Below are 22,698 nucleotides of genomic sequence, written 5' to 3' on the forward strand. Positions count from 1 at the left end.
GTTCCTGAAGTTCCTCGACCTCGATCCGAGCTATCGCTCGAAGGTCACCGCACGCTTCGGGGATCTCAGCATCGTGCGAGTCAAGGACATGTCGAAGCTCGCCGGGCCATTGGGCGAGCCGCGCATCTATGCGGCGCTCAAGGCGGCGACCATCACCATCACCGTGACGCAGGACCTGGGGCTCGACATCGAGGCCAAGCTCGCCGGGAGCGACCTCAATGTCCTCACCAAAGGGACCGCCGGACGCGCGCGGACCTTCACCATCGACGGCAAGGACATGTTCCTCGCCATCCAGGTGGCGAGGTTCGCCGAGGCGCAGTCGGGGGCGAAAACGGCGCAGATGCGCGCCGAGCAGCCGGCGACACTCGACCTCGATGCGGTGGCGGTCGCGCTGACCTGGGTCGCAGGACCTGCGGATTGCGCGGTGCGGGCCGCGATCGGCGGCGGCACCGCGGTGGCGCTCAAGCCCGGTGCGGCCGAGGCATTGGTGCTTGCCGTGCCGGTGCGCATGACGGCCAGCTCTATACCGGGGTCGAGCTATCCTATCCCGCCGCGGGGAGCGGGTCCGGCAATGGCTGCGATGGCAGGATCGTCGGGGCGCTCACCGGGCCTCAGCTGCGCTATGAGAAGGTCGAGACGGGCGATTGGCGGCTGGCGGGATGAGTGGTGGCGTTTCGCGCCTGCGGCGCGACCGCGTTTTGTCCCGATTGCGCACTCAGGCCTAGCGAAGCCCTCTCCTGCCCGGGCGGAGCACGCGAAAGAGCGATCCGCTTCAGCCAGTCTCCCATACTTGATTGAGAATGCGCGCCGCCAGCGCTGCCTTGTCCTGGGGAAGGAAGCGGCCATAATGCTTGGCGACCATGTCCGGGGTGTCCTGAATGGCGTAGCTTGCCTGCTCGTAGGAGCCGGTCTGCTTGAGAATATGAGTCGCGAGCACGTCCCGGACGTTGTGCGGCCCATGCGGAAGCAAGCCCTTGATGGCACCGCGTCCCGTATAGGGATTGTAAATCCCGTAGCGCTGGATCAGCAGTCGCCACGCTTCATAGAAGGTTGCCTGGTTGTAAGCGGCGTCCGAGCTGCTCTGCTTGACCGTCTTGATGAAAAGTGTGCCAGGATCTGCGGCATCGCCTAGCAACAAAGGACGGTGTCGGACGATATAGGTTTCGAGATGGCCGTAGAGTCCGTCCAGGTCAGGCAACAGAAGCCGGAACGGCCGTTTGCCGAAAAAGGACGAGTTTGCGTTCTTGAACGCGACCGATGGAATCAACACCTCCCAGGCCTGTTCGCGCGCATTCCAGCGCAGTTCGCCACGGCGCAAGGTCTCGAGCTGACGCTCAGTACGATGCGTCGTTCCGCGCGGGCAGATTAGCAGCTGCCGCAGATTTTTCTGGCGCACGCCAAGATGGAGTCCCAGGCGTAACATCAGAAAGCCGCGTACGGCTTCCGCCGCGGCTCGCGGATAGCGGCCCATATCCGGCATCTCGCGGATGATCTCGGCGGTTATCTTCCGATAGGCGCCGAGCGGACTTTCGTCCTCCAGGATCGGCAGAATCGGCTCAAAGGGATCGCGATGGACCCGGGCAACGCGCAGGATCTCCTTGGAGCGCGCTCGCGCATGTGCGTGAGCAGCATCGCAAACGCCATCCCAATCCGTCTGTGCACGCCGGACATCGTCCTCCGCGATCAGCCCTGCGATCGGCCGCAGTCGACCCGCGAGGCTTGGTGTCTGGCGCATCCAGCCCGTGGGGCGTCGCGTCATCGCACCGGCCAGCTCCAGCATGCCCACTTCCCATGCGGTATAGAATCCGCGGCGCGATTCCCGCCATCGAAGATACCAGTCCCACACCGCAGGGAAGACCAGCATCGCCATGCACAAGCGTTCGCGCGGAACCCCCAGACCCCCTATCGGCGACCCGGGATCCGCCGTCAGCGCGCCGAACATCAGCGCCAGATGCTCGACCTTCTGGGCAACCGTCTCCGCATTCCAGACGCCAGTTCGCTGCACGCCGATCCTGGTCAGCGTCGCCGTCTTGAAGCTGATCAGCTCGCCCATCTCACGAACCAGCCCCAGGGGTGCCAGGACCGATGGGCTCAGCTGATCTTCATCGTCAGCCGGACCGGGCAGCGCACGCGTCCCGAACGCCTCAAGGGCAGGAAAGCGGAGACCGTAGCGTAGCTTCGTCGCTTCGGCCTGATACCGTCGGTAATCTGTCGCGCCGGCTATGATCACCGTGCGAACCCAATGGAGGATTTCCTCTCTTTCGTGCGCGGGTCGCCGGTCGAAATCATCGGGCAGGTGCCAAGCCAGCCGACGCCGCTCCGACGGCGAGGCGGCGAGCCGTTCGTGTCCCGAGGTGGCGCGCCCGGAGGCGCTCAGTTTGGCCCGGAAATAGCCGTTCGGGAGCCGATAGCGATGCTCCACCCGCGCCAGCATCTCGAACGATCTGACCGTGCTGGGCTGCTTGGCGCCGCTCGCCCACTGGCGAAACGTGCTTTGGTCAAACGTCTCGCCAGGGCGCAGCAAGGCAAGCTGGAGATGCCGGTAGCTGTCGCCATGCCGCTGGAGCTGGAGTGCAAATGACTCCGCAAACGAGGGCGGATCGATCCAGTCACCCGTCAGAGGCTCGGGAAACTCGACAATTGGGCGCGGCTTCCGGCCCCGCTTCTTGAGCGGAGCCCTCGGAGGATCATTGGCGGTAACGAGGGAAGGCAGACGGCAACGCGACGATGATTTTGGCAAGTGAGGCTCCTGGGCTTGAACATTGTTCAGGCCATGACGACGCCCGGTCACTCTTCCCGCGTTCAGATAACCTTACGCAGGTGGGTTGCGCTTCGAGCCGTCCGAATTAGTCTGACCTGGCGCCACGCGGGTGGCGCCGGGGCGTGAGAACCCTGTCTTGAGAGCCATGACCCGCTCGCTCGCGGCCGGGTGGCCGACGCGCATGTCCAAGCCGCTTGCGGCTAAAGGCGTCGGCGCACGACTCAAGCGTGTCTCAACACCCGGCTTCGCTCGCACGCGCGCAATCGCGAGTGACGGACATGATCGATCGTTCAACCCATATTGCTCTGCAGGCCGATGATATGGCGCGGCGCGTCGGATGCGAGGCGCGCCAATGATCGCGAGTTTTCTTGGTCCAGGCGCTGTTGCCCGCCTGCGCGAGGACGATCCGCTGCCGCCCGAAGACCGGGTGATCCGGCGACGGCCGGGACTGGATACGCTCTACCGGGTCCATGGTCCGCGCCTGCTCCGTTTCTTCTCACGCCGCGCGGATCATCATGAAGCTTCCGACCTCATGCACGAAAGCTTCCTTCGCTATGCCGCGGTCGAGGCTTCGCGGGATGAGGAGGTTGTCTGTCCGGAGGCCTATCTCAATCAGATCGCCACCAATCTCCTGCGCGACCGAGCAAAGACCGCGTTGCGGCGATCGATGGCCTCACACGTGTCCGCCGACGACATCATGCCCCAGGCAGCCGATCTCGTCGCCCGGCTGGAAGCGCGAGACAAGCTCGACCGCCTCGACCGCGCGCTGATGCGCCTTAAGCCGAAGACCCGCGAGATCTTCCTCGCCCACCGTCTCGAAGGGTTGAGCTACAGGGAGATCGCCGCGCGATTGGGCTTGAGTATCAAGGGCGTCGAGTGGCACATGACCAAGGCAATTGATCATCTCGATCGCGCGCTGAGGCGTTGATGGACCAGAACGGCTCGGGCGCCAGCACGCCCGACATGCTTCGCGAGCAGGCGAGCGCCTGGCTCGCCAAACTGCGCGGCGAACCCTCGCAGGAGGAGTGCGCTGCGTTCGAGGACTGGTACGCCTCAGATCCGAGCCATGCCGCAGCCTATGATGCGCTCCTGGCGACGTGGGAGCATGCCGGGCGGCTCGATCCTCCTGACAAGCGTCGTCTCGCCGACGTGTCCGCGCCGCGCCGCTGGAAGCTGGCTGCTGCGGCAGCCGTGGTGCTGGCTGCCCTGCTCGGCACGATCCTATTCGCCAGCCCACGAAGCAGTCTGGACGAGACACCCCGATTGCTCGTCACGCGGGTCGGTGAGATCCGTTCGGTGACGCTCCAGGACGGTTCGAAGATCACGCTCGACACGGACTCTCGCCTCCGCATCGCATACGGCAATCGTCGGCGCGTTGAACTCGAACGTGGTCGCGCGCGCTTCGAGGTGCCGCACGAAGCGGATCGCTCCTTCGTGGTCATCGCCGGGTCCAACGAGATCATCGGGAGCGGCACGACATTTGATGTCGATCGCAGCACCGCGCGGATCGCCGTCTCGCTCCTTCGCGGTCAGGTGGAAGTCCGTCAGCTGGCGTCGGCCAATCCGGCGCAAGCGTCGGCGCGCCTCGCTCCAGGAGAGCGGCTGGTACTCGATCCCTTGCGGACCCTTGCCGCCCTCAGCCCGTTGTCGGAGGGGGAAACGCGCTGGATCAGCGGCATGCTGTCATTCGAGGACGCCCCGCTCGGCGACGTGCTCGATGCCGTCAACCGGTACAATGAGACGCAGGTCATCCTGTCCGATCAGGTTGCAAGGTCGCGGCGCTTCACCGGCACGTTCAAGGCGCGCGATCCCGACCAACTCGCCGCGATGATCGCGGCGACATTCCAGCTCCGCGTGGAGCGCGGACCCAACCGTATCCTGCTCAAGACCCCAGAATAAATTCCCAGGGTAGGGCGGCATCGCCGCGTCAAAGCCCCCGTCAGCGTCCGAAGCGGCGTGCAACGGGGAGGCAATATGTCGATTGTTCCAACGTCCAGATTTCCGGCGCCAGCGCCAGCGTTCTGCATCGCGCTCGCGCTGATCGCACCAGTGCTCCCGGCAATCGGCGCGCAAGATCAGCGCCAGCGCTATGATCTTCAGGCGCAGCCGCTGGCAGCAGCGCTGCGCGAGGTCTCGGCCCGTTCGGGGCGCAGCATCACCGCGCCGGCGGGCTTGCTGCGCGAGAAAGTCGCGCCGGCACTCGCAGGCGATTTCACGCCCGAGGAAATCGTATCCGCGCTGCTGGCGAACTCCGGTCTTGTCGCGCGACCGGTCGCCGGCGGCTTCGTCATCGAAGCCGCCCCTTCCAGCGACGAGCGCACGAGCGACAAGGAACAGGTGTCGAGCGAGGTCGTGGTGACCGGGAGCCGGATTCGCGGCACCGCGGTCGCTTCGCCGGTGATCACGATCGATGAAACCGACATCCGCAACGCCGGACAGGCGACGCTCGGCGAGGTCGTGCGCAATATACCGCAGAGCTTCGGCGGCGGGCAGAACCCAGGAGTCGGGCTCAATGTGCCCACGCTCAACGGTGCCAACAGCGGCGGCGGATCGTCGATCAACCTGCGTGGGCTCGGCAGCGACGCGACGCTCACGCTGCTCAACGGCAAGCGCCTCGCCTATAGCGGGACGCGGCAAAGCGTCGATGTTTCTACGATCCCGATCGGCGCGCTCGACCGTATCGAGATCGTCGCCGACGGCGCCTCGGCGCTGTATGGCTCTGACGCCGTCGGCGGCGTCGCCAACATCCTGTTGAAGCGCGATTTCGAAGGGTTGGAGACACGCGCCCGGCTGGGTTTCTCGACCGACGGGGGCAACGAGCAGCAGCAATATGCCGCAACCGGCGGGGCGACGTGGCAGGGCGGCGGGTTCATCGTCGCCTATGAGTTCAACCGCAATAGCGCGGTGGAAGCGGCGGAGCGCGACTATGCGGCGACGCGTTCGCCGGGCCTCACCCTCTACCCCTGGGCGAACAATCATAATGGGTTGATCAGCGCGCATCACCAGATCGGCCCGATCCGCCTGCGCGTCGACGGCCTGTTCAACCGACGCCGCCACGGGTTCGCCTATGCCAACAATCCGGCCGGCGATCTCACGCTTGGCCGCATGTCGCAGCGTACCGACAGCCGGGCCTTCGCGCTCCTGCCCGCGCTCGAATGGGAGGTTGGCGTGAACTGGCGCGCGGTGCTGACCGGCAGCCTGGCGAGCGAGCGGCTCGACTATCGTGTCGACAATCTCGTGGGGCAGACCCGCTCCGTCCTGGTGGCGGGCTGCTACTGCAATTCCGCGCAATGGGTCGAGCTCGCCGGGGACGGGCCGCTGCTCGACTTGCCCGCTGGCGCCGCGAAGCTGGCAATCGGCACCGGGTTTCGCCGTATCAAGCTCGACCATGATCGAGGCCAGTTCGATCCGCTCGGCTTCACCCGCACCCAGTCCAACCGCTACGGCTATGCTGAACTCAGCCTGCCCCTGGTCGCGCCCGGTCAAGCCGCCACCGCGATCCATCGGCTGAGCCTCAGCGCGGCGGCGCGCTACGAACATTATGATAGCTCGGGTTCGGTCACCACGCCGAAGCTCGGCCTTATTTACGCGCCCTTTGCCGGGCTTGAACTCAAGGCGAGCTGGGGCAGGTCCTTCCGCGCGCCAACCCTGCTCCAGCGCTATCAGCCCCCTTCGCTCGTGCTGCGAGGGGCGGGGACCTTCGGCATGGTGGGTGCACCGCCCGGCGCCACCGCACTGCTCGTTCAAGGCGGGCGAACCGACCTTGCGCCGGAGCGCGCAACGAGCTGGTCGGTAACGGCAGGCATCCAGCCGCAGCAGCTGCCTGGATTCACTGCTGAGCTCAGCTATTTCAACACGCGCTACATCGATCGGATCGTGACCCCCATCGGGTTCATCTCGCAGGCCTTGCGCGATCCCGCCTACGCAGCATTCGTCACCGCTGCGCCCTCGGTCGAGCAAGTCAATGCGGTGCTGGCCGGGGGCGACTATTTCGTCAACGCAACCGGAGTACCGTTTGACCCGACGCGCGTCGTGGCGATCATCGACAACAGCAGCGTCAATGCCGGTCGGCAGCACGCGCATGGCGTCGACCTGCTCGCCTCCTACCGATCGAAGCTCGCGAGCGGCAACGACAGTATCGCGGTGAGCGCGAATGTGAGCTATCTCGCGAGCCGCCGGCAGATCAGCCCCGCCCAGCCCGAACTCCAGCTTGCCGGGATCCTGTTCAATCCGCCGCAGTGGCGCGGTCGGATGAGCGCGAGCTGGACGCACGGCCCGCTGACGGTCACCGGCGCGCTCAACTATACCGGCGAACTGCGCGATACGCGCCGCATGCCGGAGCGCGTGCTCGATGACCAGGCGCGTCTCGACTTCGCGCTGCGCTATCGCGCCGATCGCGCCGGCCCAGCTTGGCTGCGTGGCCTGGGCGTGACCCTAGCCGTCGAGAACCTCTTCAACACGCCGCCGCCACCGATCTTCGTCTCGGCGGCGACCGACACGCCTTATGATTCGACCAATTACGGGCCGCTCGGTCGCGTGGTCAGCATTTCGATCGCGAAGGCCTGGTGATGGCACGCCTTTTTCGTCGCATTCGTCTGCTGGTTACGCTTGCTGCGCTGGCGGTCTGGGCCCTTCCCGCCGCTGCCGGCTGCGACGGCTGGAATCCGCTCGGCGCACCGACCTCGGTGGGCAGCTTCGATGCCAACACGCTCACGCAGCTTGTCGGCATCGGTCGCCCCGACGCCGAGCCGACGGGCGGGCCAAGCCCGCTGGCGATTTCCCCTGACCGGCACAGCGCCGCGTTCATCCTGCAGCGGGCCGACATCGCGACCAACAGCTATTGCCAGGCCCTGGTCGTGATCGATCTTCAGGGTGGAGCGGCGCCGCGGATCGCCGATCGCGGCGGCGCCTTCATCAGCACGACCGTCACGATGCGTGGTACGGCGATCGCCACCGGATATCCTGCACAAATCATCCCCCGCTGGTCTCCGGATGGAATGACCATCGGCTTCGTCAAACGCGTGGGCGGGGCGGTTCAGCTGTGGCTGGCTTCGAGCCGGGGCGAGCGGGCGCGGCAGCTGACGAACGGCCCCATCGAGGTCGTCGAATGGGCCTGGCTGCGGGACGGCCGCATCGGCGTTGCGCGCGCCGCCGAGCGGATGCGTGCCGAACGCGCGATCGATGCCGAGGGAGTAAGCGGCTGGGTCTATGACCAGCGCGTGCTGCCCAACGCCGGCTTCCGGCCTCAACCCACTTCCCCGCTGCCGCTGAGTTACGACATTATCGATGCGCAAACCGGCACTGTTCGGCCCGCTGAAGGCGAGGATCTGGCGCAGTTGCGCGCGGCGCTCACCGCAGGCGGCAACGCCCAAGCGGTCAATTCGGACGGCGCGCGCGCTACCCTCATCGCGACCGCGGCTTCGCCCCTGGCGGCTCGACGGCTACAGCTCATCAACACGGCGGGCGCTCTACATCGCTGCGAAGCTGCCGCGTGTCTTGGGCAATTCCAAGGCCTCTGGGCCAGCGGCTCGAGTTTCTATTTCCTGAAGCGCGAGGGCTGGCATCAACGTCATACGGGGCTTTACCGTTGGAGGAGCGGCGCAGTGCTCCCCGATCGCCTTTGGGCGACTGACGAGGTCGTCGAGCGATGCACCCAGGCCGGCGCACGTCTGCTCTGTATTCGCGAAGGCTCGACTCACCCTGCGCATATCGTCGAGATCGAGCTTTCCTCGGGCACGGTCCGCACCCTGTTCGACCCAAATCCCGGGATTGCCGCACGGATCCGTGCCCATGTCGAGCGGGTGACCTGGCGCGCGCCGAACGGGCTCGAAGTCTATGGCGATCTCGTGCTTCCGCCTGGCGAGCGCGGCGGCAGGCCGCTTCCAACGATCGTGACGCTCTATCGGTCAAGGGGATTTCTGCGCGGTGGCACGGGCAACGAATATCCGATCTTCCTGTTCGCGCAGCGCGGCTACGCCGTGCTCAGCATCGAGCGCCCGGCCTTGTTCGCAGCGAACCAGCCGGAGCTTACGAGTTACGACGCAATCTATGCCGCCAACGTCAAAGATTGGGCGGACCGCCGCAGCGTCCATGGCGCCATCGCCGCGGGACTTGATCTGCTGGTCGCGCGCGGCATCGCCGATCCCGCGAAGCTCGGCATCACGGGGCTCAGCGAAGGCGCTGCCGCAGTTCGGTTCGCGCTGATCAACTCGCGCCTGTTCGCGGCTGCTGCATTGAGCAGTTGCTGCGTCGACGAGAGCAGCGCCGCCCTCGCCGGCCCAGCCTGGCAAGCCTATAGCCGCTCAGTCGGCTATCCTGACGGCGTGCCGCTGGACGAGCGATTCTGGGAACCGGGGTCGCTACCGTTCAACGCCGCGAAGATATCGACGCCGCTGCTCATGCAGTTGGCCGATAGCGAGGCCCTGCTGGCCTTGCCTTCGATCGCCGCATTGCAGCAGTTTCGCCAGCCTACGGAATTGCGCGTCTTTCCTGGCGAGCATCATATCAAATCGCAGCCGCAACACCGCCATGCGATCTACCAGACCAATCTCGACTGGTTCGATTTCTGGCTGCAAGGCCGGATCGATCCCGATGCCCGCAAGGCCGACCAATATCGCCGATGGAAAGAGCTCCAGGCCGATCGCCTCGCGCGTTCGGCAAACCCCAGTCTCACCAGGAGCGCGCCCAGGCCTCGACATCGGCAAGCTGCATCAGCCGCGCATAAGCCGTTCCGCGCGTCGGACCGCGATCCGCCAGCTCGGCCTTCACCGCCGCCCGATCGATGATGCCGCGCGAGGCCAGTTCGCCGTCGACCAGCCATTCAGAAAGAGACGCGCGGTTCTGTTCGAAAATCTCGACGATGAAACTATCCATCGCGCCCTTGGAACGACGCCAGGCGATCGCGTCGGGGAGCTGCCTGGCGACTGCATGACGGGCGACGGCGCGATTGCACCCGTTCGCGTACCAGTTCCAGCTGGGTATCGCGACGCACGCTTCGACGATCGGCTGCGCGAGCAGTGGAGCGATCCACGGTATCGCGCGCCGCGGATCGGTGCTTTCGACGACGCTCTGCGCCGAAGCGATGAGCCCTATATGCGCGGCGGATCCAGGCAAGCTTCCGCTCGGGCGCACGAACCATGGGTGTTCGCGCGCGGCAGCGCCGATCGCGATCGCGCCTGCCGTGAGGAAGGAGGCATCCCCTACAAATCGGAATGGCCGTCGCCGTTGCAGCGCCCGTAACCCGGCTTTGGCGACCACTTCGAAGAGGCTCGCCTCGGCAAGCGCGGCGATCGCGCCGGCGGTTTTCCAGAATCCCGGATCCGGACCATGCGCGAGCAAGCGGTCGGCAACGGGCGCGACCGATTGCAGCGAGCAAAAGATATTGTCCCCGCCGCCGCCATGAAGCACCGCCTGCGCGCCGATCCGCTCGGCAAGCTCGCACGCGGCGGCATGTGTCGCCTGCGCAAAGCTGCGCTCGATCGGGCGTGGCAGACCTTGGGCGAGCGAGCGCGTGATGTCTACCCACAAGGGGTCGCGGATCACCGTGGTGAGCTCGATCCTGAGCGCTTGCGCGACCGCATCGGCATAGCGGCGCTCGTCGCCGCCGGTGTCCCGCGTCACCAGATTGAGCGCATCGACGTTATGACCGGTGAGTTTGAGAGTCGCGGCAACCAACGAGGAATCGAGCCCGCCCGAGAGCAGCAGGACGGCCCGTGCGATCCCGGTCATTCGGGCTCTGACTGCAGTGCGAATGACATTTCCGAGGCGCTCTCCGGCTTCGCGCGCCTCAAGCGATGGGAATCGGGGCGGCACCGCGCGCCATGGCGTCCACTTGACGCCGATGTGCCACCTCCCGCCCGACCAGCGCGCCTCGCAGCCGCCATTTAGCTCCGTAACATCGGCAAGGCAGGTCCGTGGCCGCCGAAGATCAGCGGCAACGAGATGCTCGGCCACGCCGGTCCAGTCGATCGAGGGCGCATAGCCGCCGATACTCGTCAGCAGTTCGATATCGGACGCGGCAAGTACCCCCCTTGAAGATTGCCAGAGAAGGGCCGGGAGTTCGCCAAGCGGTGCACGCAACACACGAATGTCACCCGGGGCATGGCGGAGCAGAGCGACATAAGGCCCCCAATAGTCGCGGAACAGCTTGTCGGCGCCCTCCGCGGCGATCGCCGACGCCTCGGCGTTGTCGAGCCTGGTGCGGGGTGCGTCGTCGCCGGCTGCGATGAGATGGCCAAGGATCACGCCGGACTCATTATGCAGCGACAGAGGGACGCTGGTGGTAAGGACGATCAGATCGTCACAGTCGACGGTCGGCTCGAGGCGCGCTGTATGTCCGGCAGCCGCGGCCAGCCGTGCGCGCCAATAGCGCGCGTCCCCGGCGTCACGCGGCAGGATGGCGAGGTAGCGCCCGATGATCATATCACGAGGATCGGCGTGAACGGGGCCACGCGGTCGACCCGGTCGCTGAGGATCTGGTCCTGCGATTGTACCCAGGCATGGGCCTGGAACGGGCGGAGTTTTACGCCGAGTACCAGTTCCACGACGATACCTTGGGACAGCGCTCGCCTCGTCATCGCTAGGGAGAGCGCAAGGCATTGATCGAGCGCGCCAGCCAGCAGCGCCGCGCGGCGAAACGACGCCGCAATGCTGGCAAGCCGTGCGTGGGCGATCGGTCGATCAAGTGCCTTCGCGCTGTGCTTTGCGAGGCGCAACTCGCTCACGAGCTTGCCCAGCGGGCGAGCGCGAAGGGCACGTCGCGCGCGGAGCAGCGCAAGCGCAGCCATCGCAATCTCCCGCGTGCTCACCGGCACAGGCGCATCGAAAAGCGACTGTTCCGCAACGGGGAGGCAGACCGGCTCTGGAAGCTCGCTGGTGCTCGTCCGCACGAGCAACCCACCATCCTCCTCGAGCACATCGAGACGCTTGTGATCCGCGGGCGCAGGACTGCGCCCTGCCATGAGGCGGGCGAATGCCTGCTCCGCCTCGGGCTCGAGACAGAAATAGCGATCCGCGTCGAGATCAAGAAAGACGTAGCGTCCGCCGGCATCGCAAAAGCTGATTTGCGGCGCGAGCCTGTAGCCTGTCATCACAGTCGCAGGTGGCGCGCAGGCGGAAGGCCCGCGCGCCCCTTCTGCTCAGTCGTCGGACAGGCCGGCCTGCTCGAGACCGATGACCTCATCGCCCGGCTGCAGGCCTGGGCCTTGGGTCGTCACGCTCGCGACACCGAGCTCGATGATGTTGGTGCGTTTCATAGTTCCACTCCTTTCTCGCCGCGCTCATCCGCGGTGGCTCGGAGTCTAGAAAGCGCAGCCGGCGATCCGAATTGAATACGGATTTGATTCGTCGATTATTCGGCACGAGTATCTTTGCATGCCGCGGGCTCGACGCGGGATCGGGAGCGGCGAGACAGGCCAAGCTGCGGTCGAACGCTCGATTAGCGGCGCAACTCACCAGACTGTTGCAACTTCGCGGCGTCTCGATCTCGCCGGTCGAGAGGACTCGCAGGTTGACCGCTTTCTTGAACTAATACTCTGCGCTGCTCGTACTTGAGGTCCGAGGCTGAAGTCCGCATCGTCGACCCGCAAAGGCGCGCCGGTAGAGCATGCCGGTCCTCCGCCTCCCCAGGTGCCTCGCCAGTTGGCATCCGTCGGTGTGTTGGGCGCGGCACCGCGGTGCCCGGCTCTGCAGCGCGGCTACTTGAGGCTTCCAATCGAGTTACGCCTGACCGCTTCCCTGCCTCACATCCCTGCGATCTCGATGCTGAGAGGTTCAGGCGCTAGCGCCTTGAGGAAGGGCATGGCGTGGAAAGCGGCTCCCGGCGCTCGCGCGCCTGCACCGGTCGCGGAGCCGTCGAGGAGGTGTTTGGCAGCTTCGCAAACAAGTGGGGCGGAAATGGCATAGATGTCCCGTCCGGAGGCGAGGGCGCGACGCTCCCGACCGCCGCTCCGGATAACCGCTTCGACCAAAAACCTTTGGGCCGATCGACCATAGGCGTCCACGGGCCGCGGCGGCGGGGTGGCGGGATCGCGAATGTCGCGAAGAGCGGTTGCGGTCAGAAAGGTGCGGAGCTCCGACGTGCGCAGATGATGCGCGATCAACACCGTTTCCGAAAAAGGAGTCTCGGCAACTTCCTGCGGCCCGAATGGTGCCGGGAATTGCCAAATCCGAGAGAGCGGCGGTTGCGGCAGCGGCGCGAGCTTGCCATTGAGAACCACGAGGCGCGGCACGGTGTTACGCGCGCCCGTGAGGCGGGTTCCGGACGTCGGATGCCAGCTGTCGAGCGCAAGGCCGAGGTTGATTTCGTCGGCGGCTGTCCATTCGCCCATCGCAGCCGTGACGAGCAGGTCGCTAAGGCCACCATAAAATCCCATTGCGGGAATGACGAGTACGCCGGCGCGCCGGGCGGGCTCGTCGAAACGCTCGAGGGTTGCTTTCGCGCTGGCCTGCTCTGCCGTCACGTCGAGATAATGCATCCCCGACCGCATGGCGGCGGCGGCAACCGCGTCGGCTGTGTCGAGGAAAGGGCCGGCGCAATTGATGACGACCGCCGCGCCTGCGAACGCGCGATCGAGCGACCGGGCGTCTTCGATAGATGCGAGGCGCAACTCGACGCCGCGATTTAGGAAACCCGCCGCTGCGAGCCTCGCCTGGTCACGCCCGATCGCAATCGGCCTGATCCCGCGCCGCAGGAGTTCGGATACGACAAACCGGCCCGTGTGACCGCCCGCGCCATACACTGCGACACAGCGATCCATTCTCCCTCCCGACGCTCGATATGTCATCACATGTCCTATGCAACAGACCTGTTTGTTCTGTTGCTACGAACTGGTCTGTAGCGAGTCAACTCAGTCAATGCTAACCAACGTCCCCGGAGGCTAGTCATGGTAGACCGTTCAATCAGGGGTGCCGAACCGGATGCGCTCGGCGTCCGGGAGCGGATCCTGGAGACCGCATCGGCCCTCTTCTATCAACGCGGTGTGCGCGCCGTCGGGGTCGATCTCGTCACCGAAAGCGCGCGCGTCGCGAAGACCAGCATTTATCGCCACTTCGGCACTAAGGACGCGCTTGTCGCCGCGTTCTTAGCGGCTGAGGATCGCGATTTCTGGAGTGCCTGGGGTCGCGTCGCGCGCGAGCATCCAAATGACCCGCAGGCGGAACTCGACGCGCAGCTGGAGTGGATCGGGCATAGGATAGAGCGGCCGAACTATCGTGGATGCCCGCAGATCAATGTCGCAGCGGAGTTTCCCGAGTCCGACCACCCAGCCCGTAAGGTCGCCGCCGACCACAAGCGCGAAATGCGGTTGCGACTCCATGAGATCGCACTTCGGCTCGGCGTCAACCAACCTGATGAGCTGGCCGGCCAGCTTTCGATTCTCATAAACGGTGCGTTCGTCAGCTCGCAGCTGGTCGAGCCTGGCGAAGCGGTGGCGCTCCTCCAACGCGCCGCGCACGCGCTGATCGCGGCCAGCCGCGAGTGACATTCCTGCGAGCGCGTGCCCGTACGTTCCAAACCCCCCAGGCGGCCTCGTACTCACCGCACTTCCACCGTTCCGATGACGTTTCCTTAGTCGACGTTGATCAGATCTGCGCCTTGCCGACGTTGCGAGAGTTCAGCAATCAAATGGTCGGCAACCGCTCTGACGGAAGGAAGCTGCCCGCGACGGTGCGGCATCAGCAGCGTGGTCGTCACGCCAGGCGCCGTCCAGTCCGGTAAAATTCGAAGAAGCGCGCCGGCTTCGATCAGCGGCTCGCAGAAACTTCCAGGCAGGCACGCCACCCCAAGCCCCGCCCGTGCAGCTTCCCGCAGGGACACCGTTTCGTTCGCGAAATAGCGGGGTGCCGGCGTCACCTGGATGACTGTCCCGTCCACATGGTGCAGTGTCCAGCTATTTCCCGACGACGGGACCAGAAGGCCATCGAGCTCATTTATATCCTCCGCTCGAGAGGGTGACCCTCGCTCTCGAACGTAACCAGGCGAGGCGACAAGCCAAGCGGGATCGTGACCGATTCGGCGTTGCACGACGTTGGCATCCGGCAATGGTGCGAAGTGATTGCGAAGAGCGATGTCGAAGCCTTCCTGGATGATGTCCACGAAGCGATCAGAGACGTCGAGCATGATGCGAATCTTGGGGTAGCTCGTCGCTAGGCGCGGAAGGATCGGCGCCAGGCGGAACTGGGCAATCGGCAGCGATGCCGTAATCCGCACGGTTCCGCTTGGCTCCGCCAGGCGGCCCTTGATGACGTTCTCAGCCGCCTCCGCTTCGATCAGCATGGCAGCGGCATGACGATAAAAATCCCGGCCGGTCTCAGTCACGGCGAAGCTGCGTGACGTTCGCTGGATCAGGCGCACACCTATCGCCTTCTCCAATTCGGAGAGCCGCTTGCTGAGCGTTGACTTGGGAATAGCAAGGGCGCGACCGGCCGCAGCGAAGCCGCCGTGATCCACCACTTGAACGAAGACGAGCAGGTCGTTGAGATTGAGCATATAGATGCCAAATCGTTCCGTTTTGTGGACGATAGGTCCGCGATTAGCCCACTACTGCTCCTGCGTCCAATATCACATCTCATCGCTGCAGCCGCCACTGGGGCAGGACTGCAATTCGAAAGGACGCGCACGTAGATGGCCAATATCTCGATCATCGGCCTGGGGGCGATGGGACAGGCGCTGACTGCCCGATTTCTTCAGCAGGGCCACACCGTCACGGTTTGGAATCGCACGCCCGGCAAGGCCGGCGCGCTGATCGCAAAGGGAGCGCGCGAGGCGGGATCGGCAGCAGAGGCCATCGCTGAGAGCGAGGTTACGGTGATGTGCGTCCTGGATTATCCCGCGTCGACTTCGGTGATCGACGCTGCGGCATCGGCGCTTTCCGGGCGGGCGCTGGTCAACCTGACCAATGGGACACCGGCGCAGGCGCGCGCTACGGCAGAGCGGGTCGCCACGCTGGGCGCTGCTTATCTCGACGGGGGCATCATGGCGACGCCGCCTATGATCGGCGGCGAGCACGCCCTCATCCTTTACAGCGGGTCGAAGCCGGCCTTTGACGCGCATGCTACGCTGCTCGAAGAACTCGCTGCGGCAAACTATCTCGGCACGGACGCCGGGCTGGCATCGCTGCACGACCTCGCGCTTCTTAGCGGCATGTATGGCCTCTTCGCCGGGTTCTTTCACGCCACCGCGCTGGTCGACTCCGAGGGCATTTCCGCTTGCGACTTCCTCAAGCTCCTCAGTAGCTGGATGACCGCGATGATGGGCGAGTTGCCAGGATATGCGACGAAGATCGACAGCGGCAAGCATGGCGTGAACGTCGTCTCGAACCTCGGAATGCAGGCCGCATCGCTGGAGAATATTCTCACAGCCACCCGCGAGCAGGGGGTGGCAACCGATCTGCTGGACCCGCTGCTCGAGCTGTTCCGCAAGCGCGCCGGTGCCGGATTTGGCGACGAGGATATCTCGGGCGTGTTCGAGCTGATCCGGCGCAAGGGATAACACGTAAGACAAAGCGGTCCGGAGACGGCTCGCCCGACGAGAATTCCCGGTGGCGTCAGCGAGGACCGCTCCCCCTCATTTCAACCAAGGACAGCCGCGCACTTCGCACGGTCAGGGAAAGACTATGAACAGATTTGTAGGCAAGAAGGCCGTTATAATCGGCGGTACGCATGGAATGGGTTTGGCGGTAGCGCAGGCGCTGATCGACGGCGGCGCTGAGGTCCTGATCACGGGCCGCAATGAAAAGAACCTTGCCGAGGCGCGCGAGGCGCTTGGTGGCGACGTGCATGCCGTTCGGTCCGATATCGCCAGCATGGACGATATCGCCGCGCTCGGTACGGAAGTGGCGCAGAAACTGGGCGAGATCGATTTCCTGCATATGAACGCCGGCGTGTCCGAGCTGGAACCGTTCGATCAGGTTACGGAGCCGTCTTACGATCGCCAGTTCGATGTCAATACCAAGGGCGCCTTCTTCACGACTCAGCGTCTCATTCCGCTGATCAGGAAGGGCGGCGCGATCGTCTTCACCACCTCGGTCGCTGAAGACTCCGGCATCGCCGGCATGGCGGTGTACTCCGCCACCAAGGCGGCGCTGAGCGCCTTCGGCAAAGTGCTCGCATCAGAACTCCTGCCGCGAGAGATCCGCGTCAATTTGGTGAGCCCGGGCTTCATCGACACACCGACCATGGGCGTGGCGGGCGCCTCCGCGGAAGAGCGCGCCGCCTTCATGAAGGTCGGCGACGAGGTTACGCCGATGAAGCGCCACGGCACACCGCGAGAGGTGGCGCAGGCGGTCCTGTTTCTCGCTTTCGAGGCAACGTTCACCACGGGGGAACGGATCAAGGTCGACGGCGGCCTTGGCCAAAATCTCGCGCCGGCCATGGGGTGAGAGAAGGGCTTGGTGAAGCTTCTGACCCAGCGTCGCCTTTGCCGTCGCCGGGCGCCAGGCCACACGTTCCCGGCGGCCGAGCGTGAGGCGCGCAGGATAGGCAGTTCTACTGACATTGTGACATGATTTCTTGAGGAGCTTCCATGCCAACCGATCATGTGCTCCATATCGATGCAAGCGCCCGGCCTGGTCTATCCGGGGTCGATCCCCACGGTTCGCACACGCGTCGCTTGACCCGGCGCTTCGTCGATCGATGGCGCGCCATACGGCCCCAAGACGTGGTGACCTATCGAGATCTGGGGCGGAAGCCGCCATCACCGGTGACAGGGGAATGGATTGCGGCAGCCTTTGCGCCGGCCGATCAGCGCGATGCCGCGATGCGCGCGCACTTGGCGGAGAGCGATCATTTGATTGCGGAGCTGCGGCGCGCGGATCTCGTGGTAATCGGAGCGCCGATGTACAACCTTGGCGTGCCCTCTCCGCTTAAGGCGTGGATCGACAACATCGTGCGCGTCGGCGTCACCTTTGGTTTCGATCGGAATCGCACGGACGATCCCTATTGGCCGATGCTGCCCCCGGGCAAACGTCTCGTAATCCTCTCTTCGCGAGGCGATTGCGGATACGAGGCCGGCGGGCGGCTGGAGACGTTCAACCTCGTGGAGCGAAGCATTACGCTACCGATGTCGTATATTGGCATTACCGAAACCTATGGCGTGGCGATCGAAAATGACGAGTTCGCTGACGACCGTTTGTCCGCGTCAATCGCCAAGGCTGAAGCCGCCATCGACACGCTGGTACAAGAGCTAGCCGGCACACCGCTCGATGCATCGTCGCACACCGGCTCGCGGGAGGCTGCCGATCTCTGATCGCGGCGCATCGACGTGGCGACCGGGAGAAAGGGGGCCTCCGACTCATTTTTGAGCGCGATGAACGGCATGTTTCCTCACCGACCCCCATGACGAAAACATGGAGTCGTGAGATCGAATGCCGTCGATACTGAGACGGCATGCTAGCCGAACCCGTCCGAGGAACATGAACAAATGAATATGTGGCTGTCGATCGCGATGCTCTTTGCCGCACCCATTCAACCGGTTCCCACCCAAAACTGTCCGGTTGGGATCTACGCATTGGCCGACGGCGACTTCGTCGACATCGCTCCGACAAGCGGCACCGAGCTTCGCTGGCGAAGGCCGGACGGAACCACCGGTGCGCTGTCGCCAGGGCCGGATGGGCGCTGGATCAGCACCCTGGGTTGGACCGGTCGCGCAGATGGCATCAGGGTGACGTTCGATTGCGCGCGCGATCGCATCATGTTCGACGGCCGACCGGGCGAACAGATCGATTTCGAGGTGAAGGAAACACGGTTCGACGTCGACGGTGCGTCGTTGGCCGGGCGACTTGTGATGCCCAGGGGCGAAGGCCCCGTTCCAATCGTTGTCCTGGTTCATGGCGCCGAGCGGGTTTCGGCGCGCGACGCTTATGCGCTGCAGAGAATGTTTCCCGCTGCCGGGATCGGCGCCTTCGTTTACGACAAGCGCGGCGTGGGAGGATCGAGCGGCCAGTATACGCATGATTATGCGACGCTTGCGACCGACGCGATCGCCGCTGTGCGTGAAGCGAAGCGCCTGGGGGGTAGTCGCGTCTCTCGGATTGGTTTTCAGGCGGGCAGTCAAGGCGGGTGGGTGGCGCCGCTCGCTTCCCGGATCGAACCGGTCGACTTCATCATCGTGAGCTTTGGTCTCGCCGTCTCGCCCGCGGCGGCGGAACGCGAACTAATCGCTGCCGAGCTGAAGCGCGAGGGTTTCGGCGACACCGAAGTGTCGCAGGCGATGGAAATTGCTCAAGCGCTTGAGGTCATCATCGATAGCAACTTCCAGACTGGCTATGAGCAGCTGGCGGCCGTTCGGGCTCGCTATGGCAACGAGCCATGGTTTCGCCACGTCCGCGGGAGCGCGGCGGCCATCATGCTCGGCATGACAGAGGAGCAGATGCGGCGCGAAGGCCCGGCGCTGGTCCCGAACATATCACTCTACTATGATCCGATGCCGGTTCTGCGTCATCTCGACACGCCGCAGCTCTGGATCCTCGGCGCAGACGACATCGTTGCTCCGCCAGGGGAAACGTCGCGGCGTCTTGGCGACTTGGCCCGGGCGAGACGGCCGATCACCACAGCGGTCTTCGGCGGTGCGGATCACGGCATGTACCGTTATGAGCTTGCCGCCGACGGTTCTCGCATTTCGACGCGAGCGCCCGAAGGGTATTTCCCCATGATGCGGGACTTCATTCTGACTGGTCGCACGGGCACACAATATGGCGCCCGCATCGTGAGCGCCCCCTTCGCCAAGGCGGATTGAACCTAAGTCTCCCAATCGGATTCAACGTGGGCGCTCCCGCCCGCCAGCTTGGCGCTGCTCTTGGGTGACCGGATTCTATGCGGATTGTCCAGCTTGCTCCCCTGCTTCCAAACCGCAAGCTAGTCATAGAGTCTCCTGTGATCCTCTGACTATTCAGCGGCAGGATTCCCGTCCATGCGATAGAGCTGACGCAGGATCGCCGCGGCGGACCGGTATCGTCTGAGATGATAACGTGCGATCAGGGTTCGCAACGCCGCAGTCTCGCGCCGTTTGGCCACTCCCGCTATTTCGCCGAGTTCGGCCGTGATGTCCCGCAGGACACCGGTCTCGGCCACCCGCACAGCGTGAAGCCGATCGTTCATCAGCGCGATCGCGCGGGCATGCTCGAGATTTGACGACCAACGTGCGATATGGAGGAACAACCCCGCAGCGTGAGCTGCCGCGTCGCTGGGTTCTCCAATCGACGATCCGCTCCGCACGCCCGCCGAGGATCTGCGAAGCACGATGCCGAGAATCTCGGCATTCCAGGCATAGCGGTCCTTGAGCGCAGGCTCGTCGATCAGCGGCATGTGGAAACCTTCGCCCGTGCCGGTCTCGACCAGCCCCTCGCCGACGAGGACATTGAGGCTCGCTCGGACCGGCGTGACGCTGCTGTCGAGCTGCTCGGCGAGAACGGCAGGGTCGAGCCGGGCGCCGGGCCGGAACACGCCGCGCAGCACGCTCGCCTTGAGCGCCTCGTAAATGCGCTCGGCGGTGGGGCCGGCCGCGTTCATGTCGCTTGGCTCGCGACATAGGCATCGACCATTGCCGCCTGGTCCGGACGAAGTGCGTCGATGGCTCCCAAGGGTTCGTCCGCCCGCCCCTCGAGCAGTACCGACGGGCACTGGCCCTCATAATTGCCGAGATTCGGGCGGTGCTGGCGATAGCCCACCAGCGCCGCGAGCGCAGGCGGGAAGGTTCGCGCGACCTCCGGCGGATAGGCGAGGTGCTGGTTCTCGTAAGGCTTGAGCCAGCCGAGCGAATAACCGACGACGATGCCGCGCCGCACTTCGGCCGTGCGGTTGGCGCCCGCGCCGTGCAGGGTTGATCCCAGGAACAGGAGCGCGTCGCCGGGCGCCATCTCGGCGGCGAGCGGCTCGCTCGTGGGTTCCGGCGCCAGCGCGTTCGCGCCATGGCTGTTCGGCCAGATCACGGTCGCGCCATTCTCCGCGGTGAACGCGGTGAGCGGCCAGATCACGTTGATCAGATATTCCGCCGCCCCGGCCGGCGCCCGCCACATATCCTGGTCCCTGTGCGGCAGTTGCGAGGGCGCGCCCGGATGAATGGCGATCGCCTGGGTGACGTTGAGCTGGATGCGGTCGCACCAGGGCGACAGCACCTTGTCGGCGATGCCGAGCATCGTCTCGTGCTGGACGAGCGACGCGGCGTGGCGCGACCGGATTAAGAGCCGGCCGAACCGCTTGGTCGTCGCGCCGTAGAAGCCGCCCTGGCAGAAAGGCGTCCGCGCGAAATCGTCCGCCAGGTTTTCGTCGAGCGCGGAGACTGTCGCTTTCGGCAATGCACCTCGAATGATGCAATAGCCTTGCTCGAGCAGCGCTTCCGACCAGCGCTCGGCGCTGGCAGGGGCTGCGATGGTATCGGTCATCGTCTCCTCCCTCACGCTGCAACGGGCGCGCCGGCATGGACGTCGATCGAAGGGACGATCCCGGCCGCGGCGAGTTGCGCCGGCGTGTCCGCGTCGATCTCGATGCGCAGCGCAACGAGCATCGTCCCGTCCATCACTTGGGGCAGGCCGAGCGGACGGCAGCGCCAGCCGAAGGCGAGGATCTGCTGGAACCAGGGCATCTCGGCGATCGCGGTGTAGGCGGCGATCCCGTGCGCGAGCGCATATTCGGCGAGCGCTGCCACCAGCGTGTTGCGCGCCTCCCGGCGCTCGCGCGCGGTGAGGCTGCGGTCCAGGCAAAAGCGGGTCACCTCATAGACGTCGGGCCCGCGCGGCGGCTCCTCCTCGCACAATTCGGCATAGAAGCTGTCGAGGATGTGCGGGCGCGTCGTCGGCAGCAGCCGCGCCGAGGCGAGATGCGCGCCCTGCCGGTCGGCGAGCACCAGATAGGTCGCATGGGAGTCGTCGAACTGGTCGACCTCGAACGCGCCGTCGATCACCGGCACATCCCATTTGAGCAGGTCGACAAAGACCTGCTTGCGTGCGGCGAACATCGCGCCGAGCACCCCGTCCGGGGCCGGCCGCGCGCCGAATTGCATAATGTGAAGCATGGCTGGTCGCTCCCTTGGCTTGGAGCGCCGAGGGTCTGCGCGGACGGCGCCGCCCGCTATTCCCGGAAAGGGTAATATCAGCGCCGGAAGATATCGGTGAAAGTGAGCGTTCCGTCGAACAGCGCCCGGATCGCCAGCAATGTTCGTTTGCTCACTCCGTATCGCGCGCAGGCCAGCTTGATATGGCGGGCGACCGTTTCTTCGGTCACGCCGAGGATGCGGCTGATCTCCCAGTCGGTCTTGCCGCGCGCCGCCCACAGCAGGCAGTCGCGCTGCCGGTCGGTGAGCGCAGGGGGCGGCGGTTGGGGCAGGTGGCCACGCTCCGACCAGAGGCGCCGCGCGCCTTCGAAGGCGAAGGCGCCGGCAAGCTGCGCCATCGGCAAGAGGTCGACCACGATCGGGCGCCCCGCTTCGCTCGCGAACGAGCAGGAGCCGCGCGCCTCGCCCGGAACATGGGCGGGCACCGTGAAGCCCTCGCCGATCCCTTCATCGCGCCCCATCGCCAGCACGCGGCGATCCTCGGCGGTCAGCGGAATCATTTCGGGCATGCGCGACCAGCAGAAGCCGACGCTCGTCACATGGCTGGCGCGGTGGACGGGATCGGACACGCCCAGCGCGTTGCGGTCATAATAGTCGGCCCATCTATCCGGGTAATTGTGGATGCGGATCGCCGCACCGTCGGCGGCGAGAATGTCGACGTGATGCGTCAGCGCGAAATATTGGAAGCCGAGCTCGGCGGTGACCGCCTGCATCGCAGCGGCCAGGTCATCGACAGTCCTCACTTCCTCGACGATGCGGATGAACTGCATCGCCGTGCCGTGCATGCCCATCGGGCAGCAACACAGCCCCGGGCGGCGTCTCAAGCCACCGTGTGTCCCGAGGCCGCCCTTTCCCACAGATACGGGCTGGAGAACGGGGCCTCACGCCATCC

Annotated in this window: 20 protein-coding genes; 9 read left to right on the top strand and 11 right to left on the bottom strand. The window is 65.2% G+C overall.

Annotated features, from left to right (window positions below; all coding sequences use genetic code 11):
- Positions 1 to 126: 126 nt before the first annotated feature.
- Both ABDV68_RS01035 and ABDV68_RS01040 read right to left on the bottom strand, forming a co-directional pair.
- Positions 127 to 510 carry a hypothetical protein gene (locus tag ABDV68_RS01035; protein ID WP_343517785.1) on the bottom strand — a complete coding sequence of 128 codons (384 nt, stop codon included), beginning with the start codon at positions 508 to 510 and terminating at the stop codon, positions 127 to 129.
- A gap of 262 nt (positions 511 to 772) precedes the next feature.
- On the bottom strand, positions 773 to 2,791 hold the full coding sequence (locus tag ABDV68_RS01040) for a hypothetical protein (RefSeq protein ID WP_343517786.1): 2,019 nt from the start codon (positions 2,789 to 2,791) through the stop codon (positions 773 to 775).
- 322 nt (positions 2,792 to 3,113) lie between these two features.
- Between ABDV68_RS01040 and ABDV68_RS01045 the strand changes: the two genes are divergently transcribed.
- The 4 genes from ABDV68_RS01045 (at position 3,114) to ABDV68_RS01060 (ending at position 9,546) form a co-directional block, all read left to right on the top strand.
- Complete coding sequence (locus ABDV68_RS01045) at positions 3,114 to 3,689, top strand: RNA polymerase sigma factor (protein ID WP_343517787.1); 576 nt, start codon at positions 3,114 to 3,116, stop codon at positions 3,687 to 3,689.
- On the top strand, positions 3,689 to 4,660 hold the full coding sequence (locus tag ABDV68_RS01050) for a FecR domain-containing protein (protein ID WP_343517788.1): 972 nt from the start codon (positions 3,689 to 3,691) through the stop codon (positions 4,658 to 4,660). Before ABDV68_RS01045 ends, ABDV68_RS01050 begins: the two co-directional genes overlap by 1 nt.
- A 75-nt stretch (positions 4,661 to 4,735) precedes the next feature.
- Entirely contained in the window at positions 4,736 to 7,330 is a 2,595-nt protein-coding gene (locus ABDV68_RS01055; protein WP_343517789.1) for a TonB-dependent receptor, read from the top strand.
- Positions 7,330 to 9,546, top strand: coding sequence for an Atxe2 family lasso peptide isopeptidase (locus tag ABDV68_RS01060; protein WP_343517790.1), 2,217 nt, complete (start codon positions 7,330 to 7,332; stop codon positions 9,544 to 9,546). Before ABDV68_RS01055 ends, ABDV68_RS01060 begins: the two co-directional genes overlap by 1 nt.
- On the opposite strand, the gene ABDV68_RS01065 is transcribed toward ABDV68_RS01060, so the two are convergent.
- The 4 genes from ABDV68_RS01065 to ABDV68_RS01080 form a co-directional block, all read right to left on the bottom strand.
- Positions 9,431 to 11,182 carry an asparagine synthase-related protein gene (locus ABDV68_RS01065; RefSeq protein ID WP_343517791.1) on the bottom strand — a complete coding sequence of 584 codons (1,752 nt, stop codon included), beginning with the start codon at positions 11,180 to 11,182 and terminating at the stop codon, positions 9,431 to 9,433. The two genes, ABDV68_RS01060 and ABDV68_RS01065, sit on opposite strands and share 116 nt — an antisense overlap.
- Entirely contained in the window at positions 11,179 to 11,850 is a 672-nt protein-coding gene (locus ABDV68_RS01070; protein ID WP_343517792.1) for a lasso peptide biosynthesis B2 protein, read from the bottom strand. The genes ABDV68_RS01065 and ABDV68_RS01070 overlap by 4 nt, the downstream gene beginning before the upstream one ends.
- A 48-nt stretch (positions 11,851 to 11,898) precedes the next feature.
- Positions 11,899 to 12,015: a benenodin family lasso peptide gene (locus ABDV68_RS01075; RefSeq protein WP_343517793.1), complete on the bottom strand. Its 117-nt coding sequence runs from the start codon at positions 12,013 to 12,015 to the stop codon at positions 11,899 to 11,901.
- Between the two features lie 486 nt (positions 12,016 to 12,501).
- Entirely contained in the window at positions 12,502 to 13,518 is a 1,017-nt protein-coding gene (locus ABDV68_RS01080) for a saccharopine dehydrogenase NADP-binding domain-containing protein (protein ID WP_343517794.1), read from the bottom strand.
- A 126-nt stretch (positions 13,519 to 13,644) separates the two neighbouring features.
- Here ABDV68_RS01080 and ABDV68_RS01085 point away from each other — a divergent pair, with 126 nt between their 5' ends.
- Positions 13,645 to 14,241: a helix-turn-helix domain-containing protein gene (locus ABDV68_RS01085; protein WP_343517795.1), complete on the top strand. Its 597-nt coding sequence runs from the start codon at positions 13,645 to 13,647 to the stop codon at positions 14,239 to 14,241.
- Between the two features lie 86 nt (positions 14,242 to 14,327).
- Here ABDV68_RS01085 and ABDV68_RS01090 read toward each other — a convergent pair whose 3' ends face one another.
- On the bottom strand, positions 14,328 to 15,248 hold the full coding sequence (locus ABDV68_RS01090; protein ID WP_343517796.1) for a LysR substrate-binding domain-containing protein: 921 nt from the start codon (positions 15,246 to 15,248) through the stop codon (positions 14,328 to 14,330).
- A gap of 135 nt (positions 15,249 to 15,383) precedes the next feature.
- On the opposite strand from ABDV68_RS01090, the gene ABDV68_RS01095 reads away from it, so the two are divergent.
- From ABDV68_RS01095 to ABDV68_RS01110, 4 genes are all read left to right on the top strand, one after another.
- Complete coding sequence (locus ABDV68_RS01095; RefSeq protein WP_343517797.1) at positions 15,384 to 16,250, top strand: NAD(P)-binding domain-containing protein; 867 nt, start codon at positions 15,384 to 15,386, stop codon at positions 16,248 to 16,250.
- Between the two features lie 124 nt (positions 16,251 to 16,374).
- Positions 16,375 to 17,139: an SDR family oxidoreductase gene (locus tag ABDV68_RS01100; protein ID WP_343517798.1), complete on the top strand. Its 765-nt coding sequence runs from the start codon at positions 16,375 to 16,377 to the stop codon at positions 17,137 to 17,139.
- 143 nt (positions 17,140 to 17,282) lie between these two features.
- Positions 17,283 to 18,005, top strand: coding sequence for an NAD(P)H-dependent oxidoreductase (locus ABDV68_RS01105; RefSeq protein WP_343517799.1), 723 nt, complete (start codon positions 17,283 to 17,285; stop codon positions 18,003 to 18,005).
- A gap of 174 nt (positions 18,006 to 18,179) precedes the next feature.
- Positions 18,180 to 19,493 (top strand): alpha/beta hydrolase, encoded by a 1,314-nt coding sequence (locus ABDV68_RS01110; protein WP_343517800.1) that lies wholly within the window; start codon positions 18,180 to 18,182, stop codon positions 19,491 to 19,493.
- A gap of 149 nt (positions 19,494 to 19,642) precedes the next feature.
- Here the strand turns inward: ABDV68_RS01110 and ABDV68_RS01115 are convergent, their stop codons facing one another.
- From ABDV68_RS01115 to ABDV68_RS01130, 4 genes are all read right to left on the bottom strand, one after another.
- Positions 19,643 to 20,266, bottom strand: a complete 624-nt coding sequence (locus tag ABDV68_RS01115; RefSeq protein WP_343517801.1) for a GntR family transcriptional regulator — start codon at positions 20,264 to 20,266, stop codon at positions 19,643 to 19,645.
- A complete protein-coding gene (locus ABDV68_RS01120; RefSeq protein ID WP_343517802.1) occupies positions 20,263 to 21,138 on the bottom strand; it encodes a phytanoyl-CoA dioxygenase family protein in 876 nt (291 codons plus the stop codon). Before ABDV68_RS01120 ends, ABDV68_RS01115 begins: the two co-directional genes overlap by 4 nt.
- Before the next feature lie 11 nt (positions 21,139 to 21,149).
- Positions 21,150 to 21,767, bottom strand: coding sequence for an acyl-homoserine-lactone synthase (locus ABDV68_RS01125; protein ID WP_343517803.1), 618 nt, complete (start codon positions 21,765 to 21,767; stop codon positions 21,150 to 21,152).
- A 77-nt stretch (positions 21,768 to 21,844) separates the two neighbouring features.
- Positions 21,845 to 22,591 carry a LuxR family transcriptional regulator gene (locus ABDV68_RS01130; RefSeq protein ID WP_343517804.1) on the bottom strand — a complete coding sequence of 249 codons (747 nt, stop codon included), beginning with the start codon at positions 22,589 to 22,591 and terminating at the stop codon, positions 21,845 to 21,847.
- Positions 22,592 to 22,698: the final 107 nt, after the last annotated feature.

This window comes from Sphingomonas sp. (assembly GCF_039595165.1).
In the GTDB taxonomy this organism is placed as follows: domain Bacteria; phylum Pseudomonadota; class Alphaproteobacteria; order Sphingomonadales; family Sphingomonadaceae; genus Sphingomonas.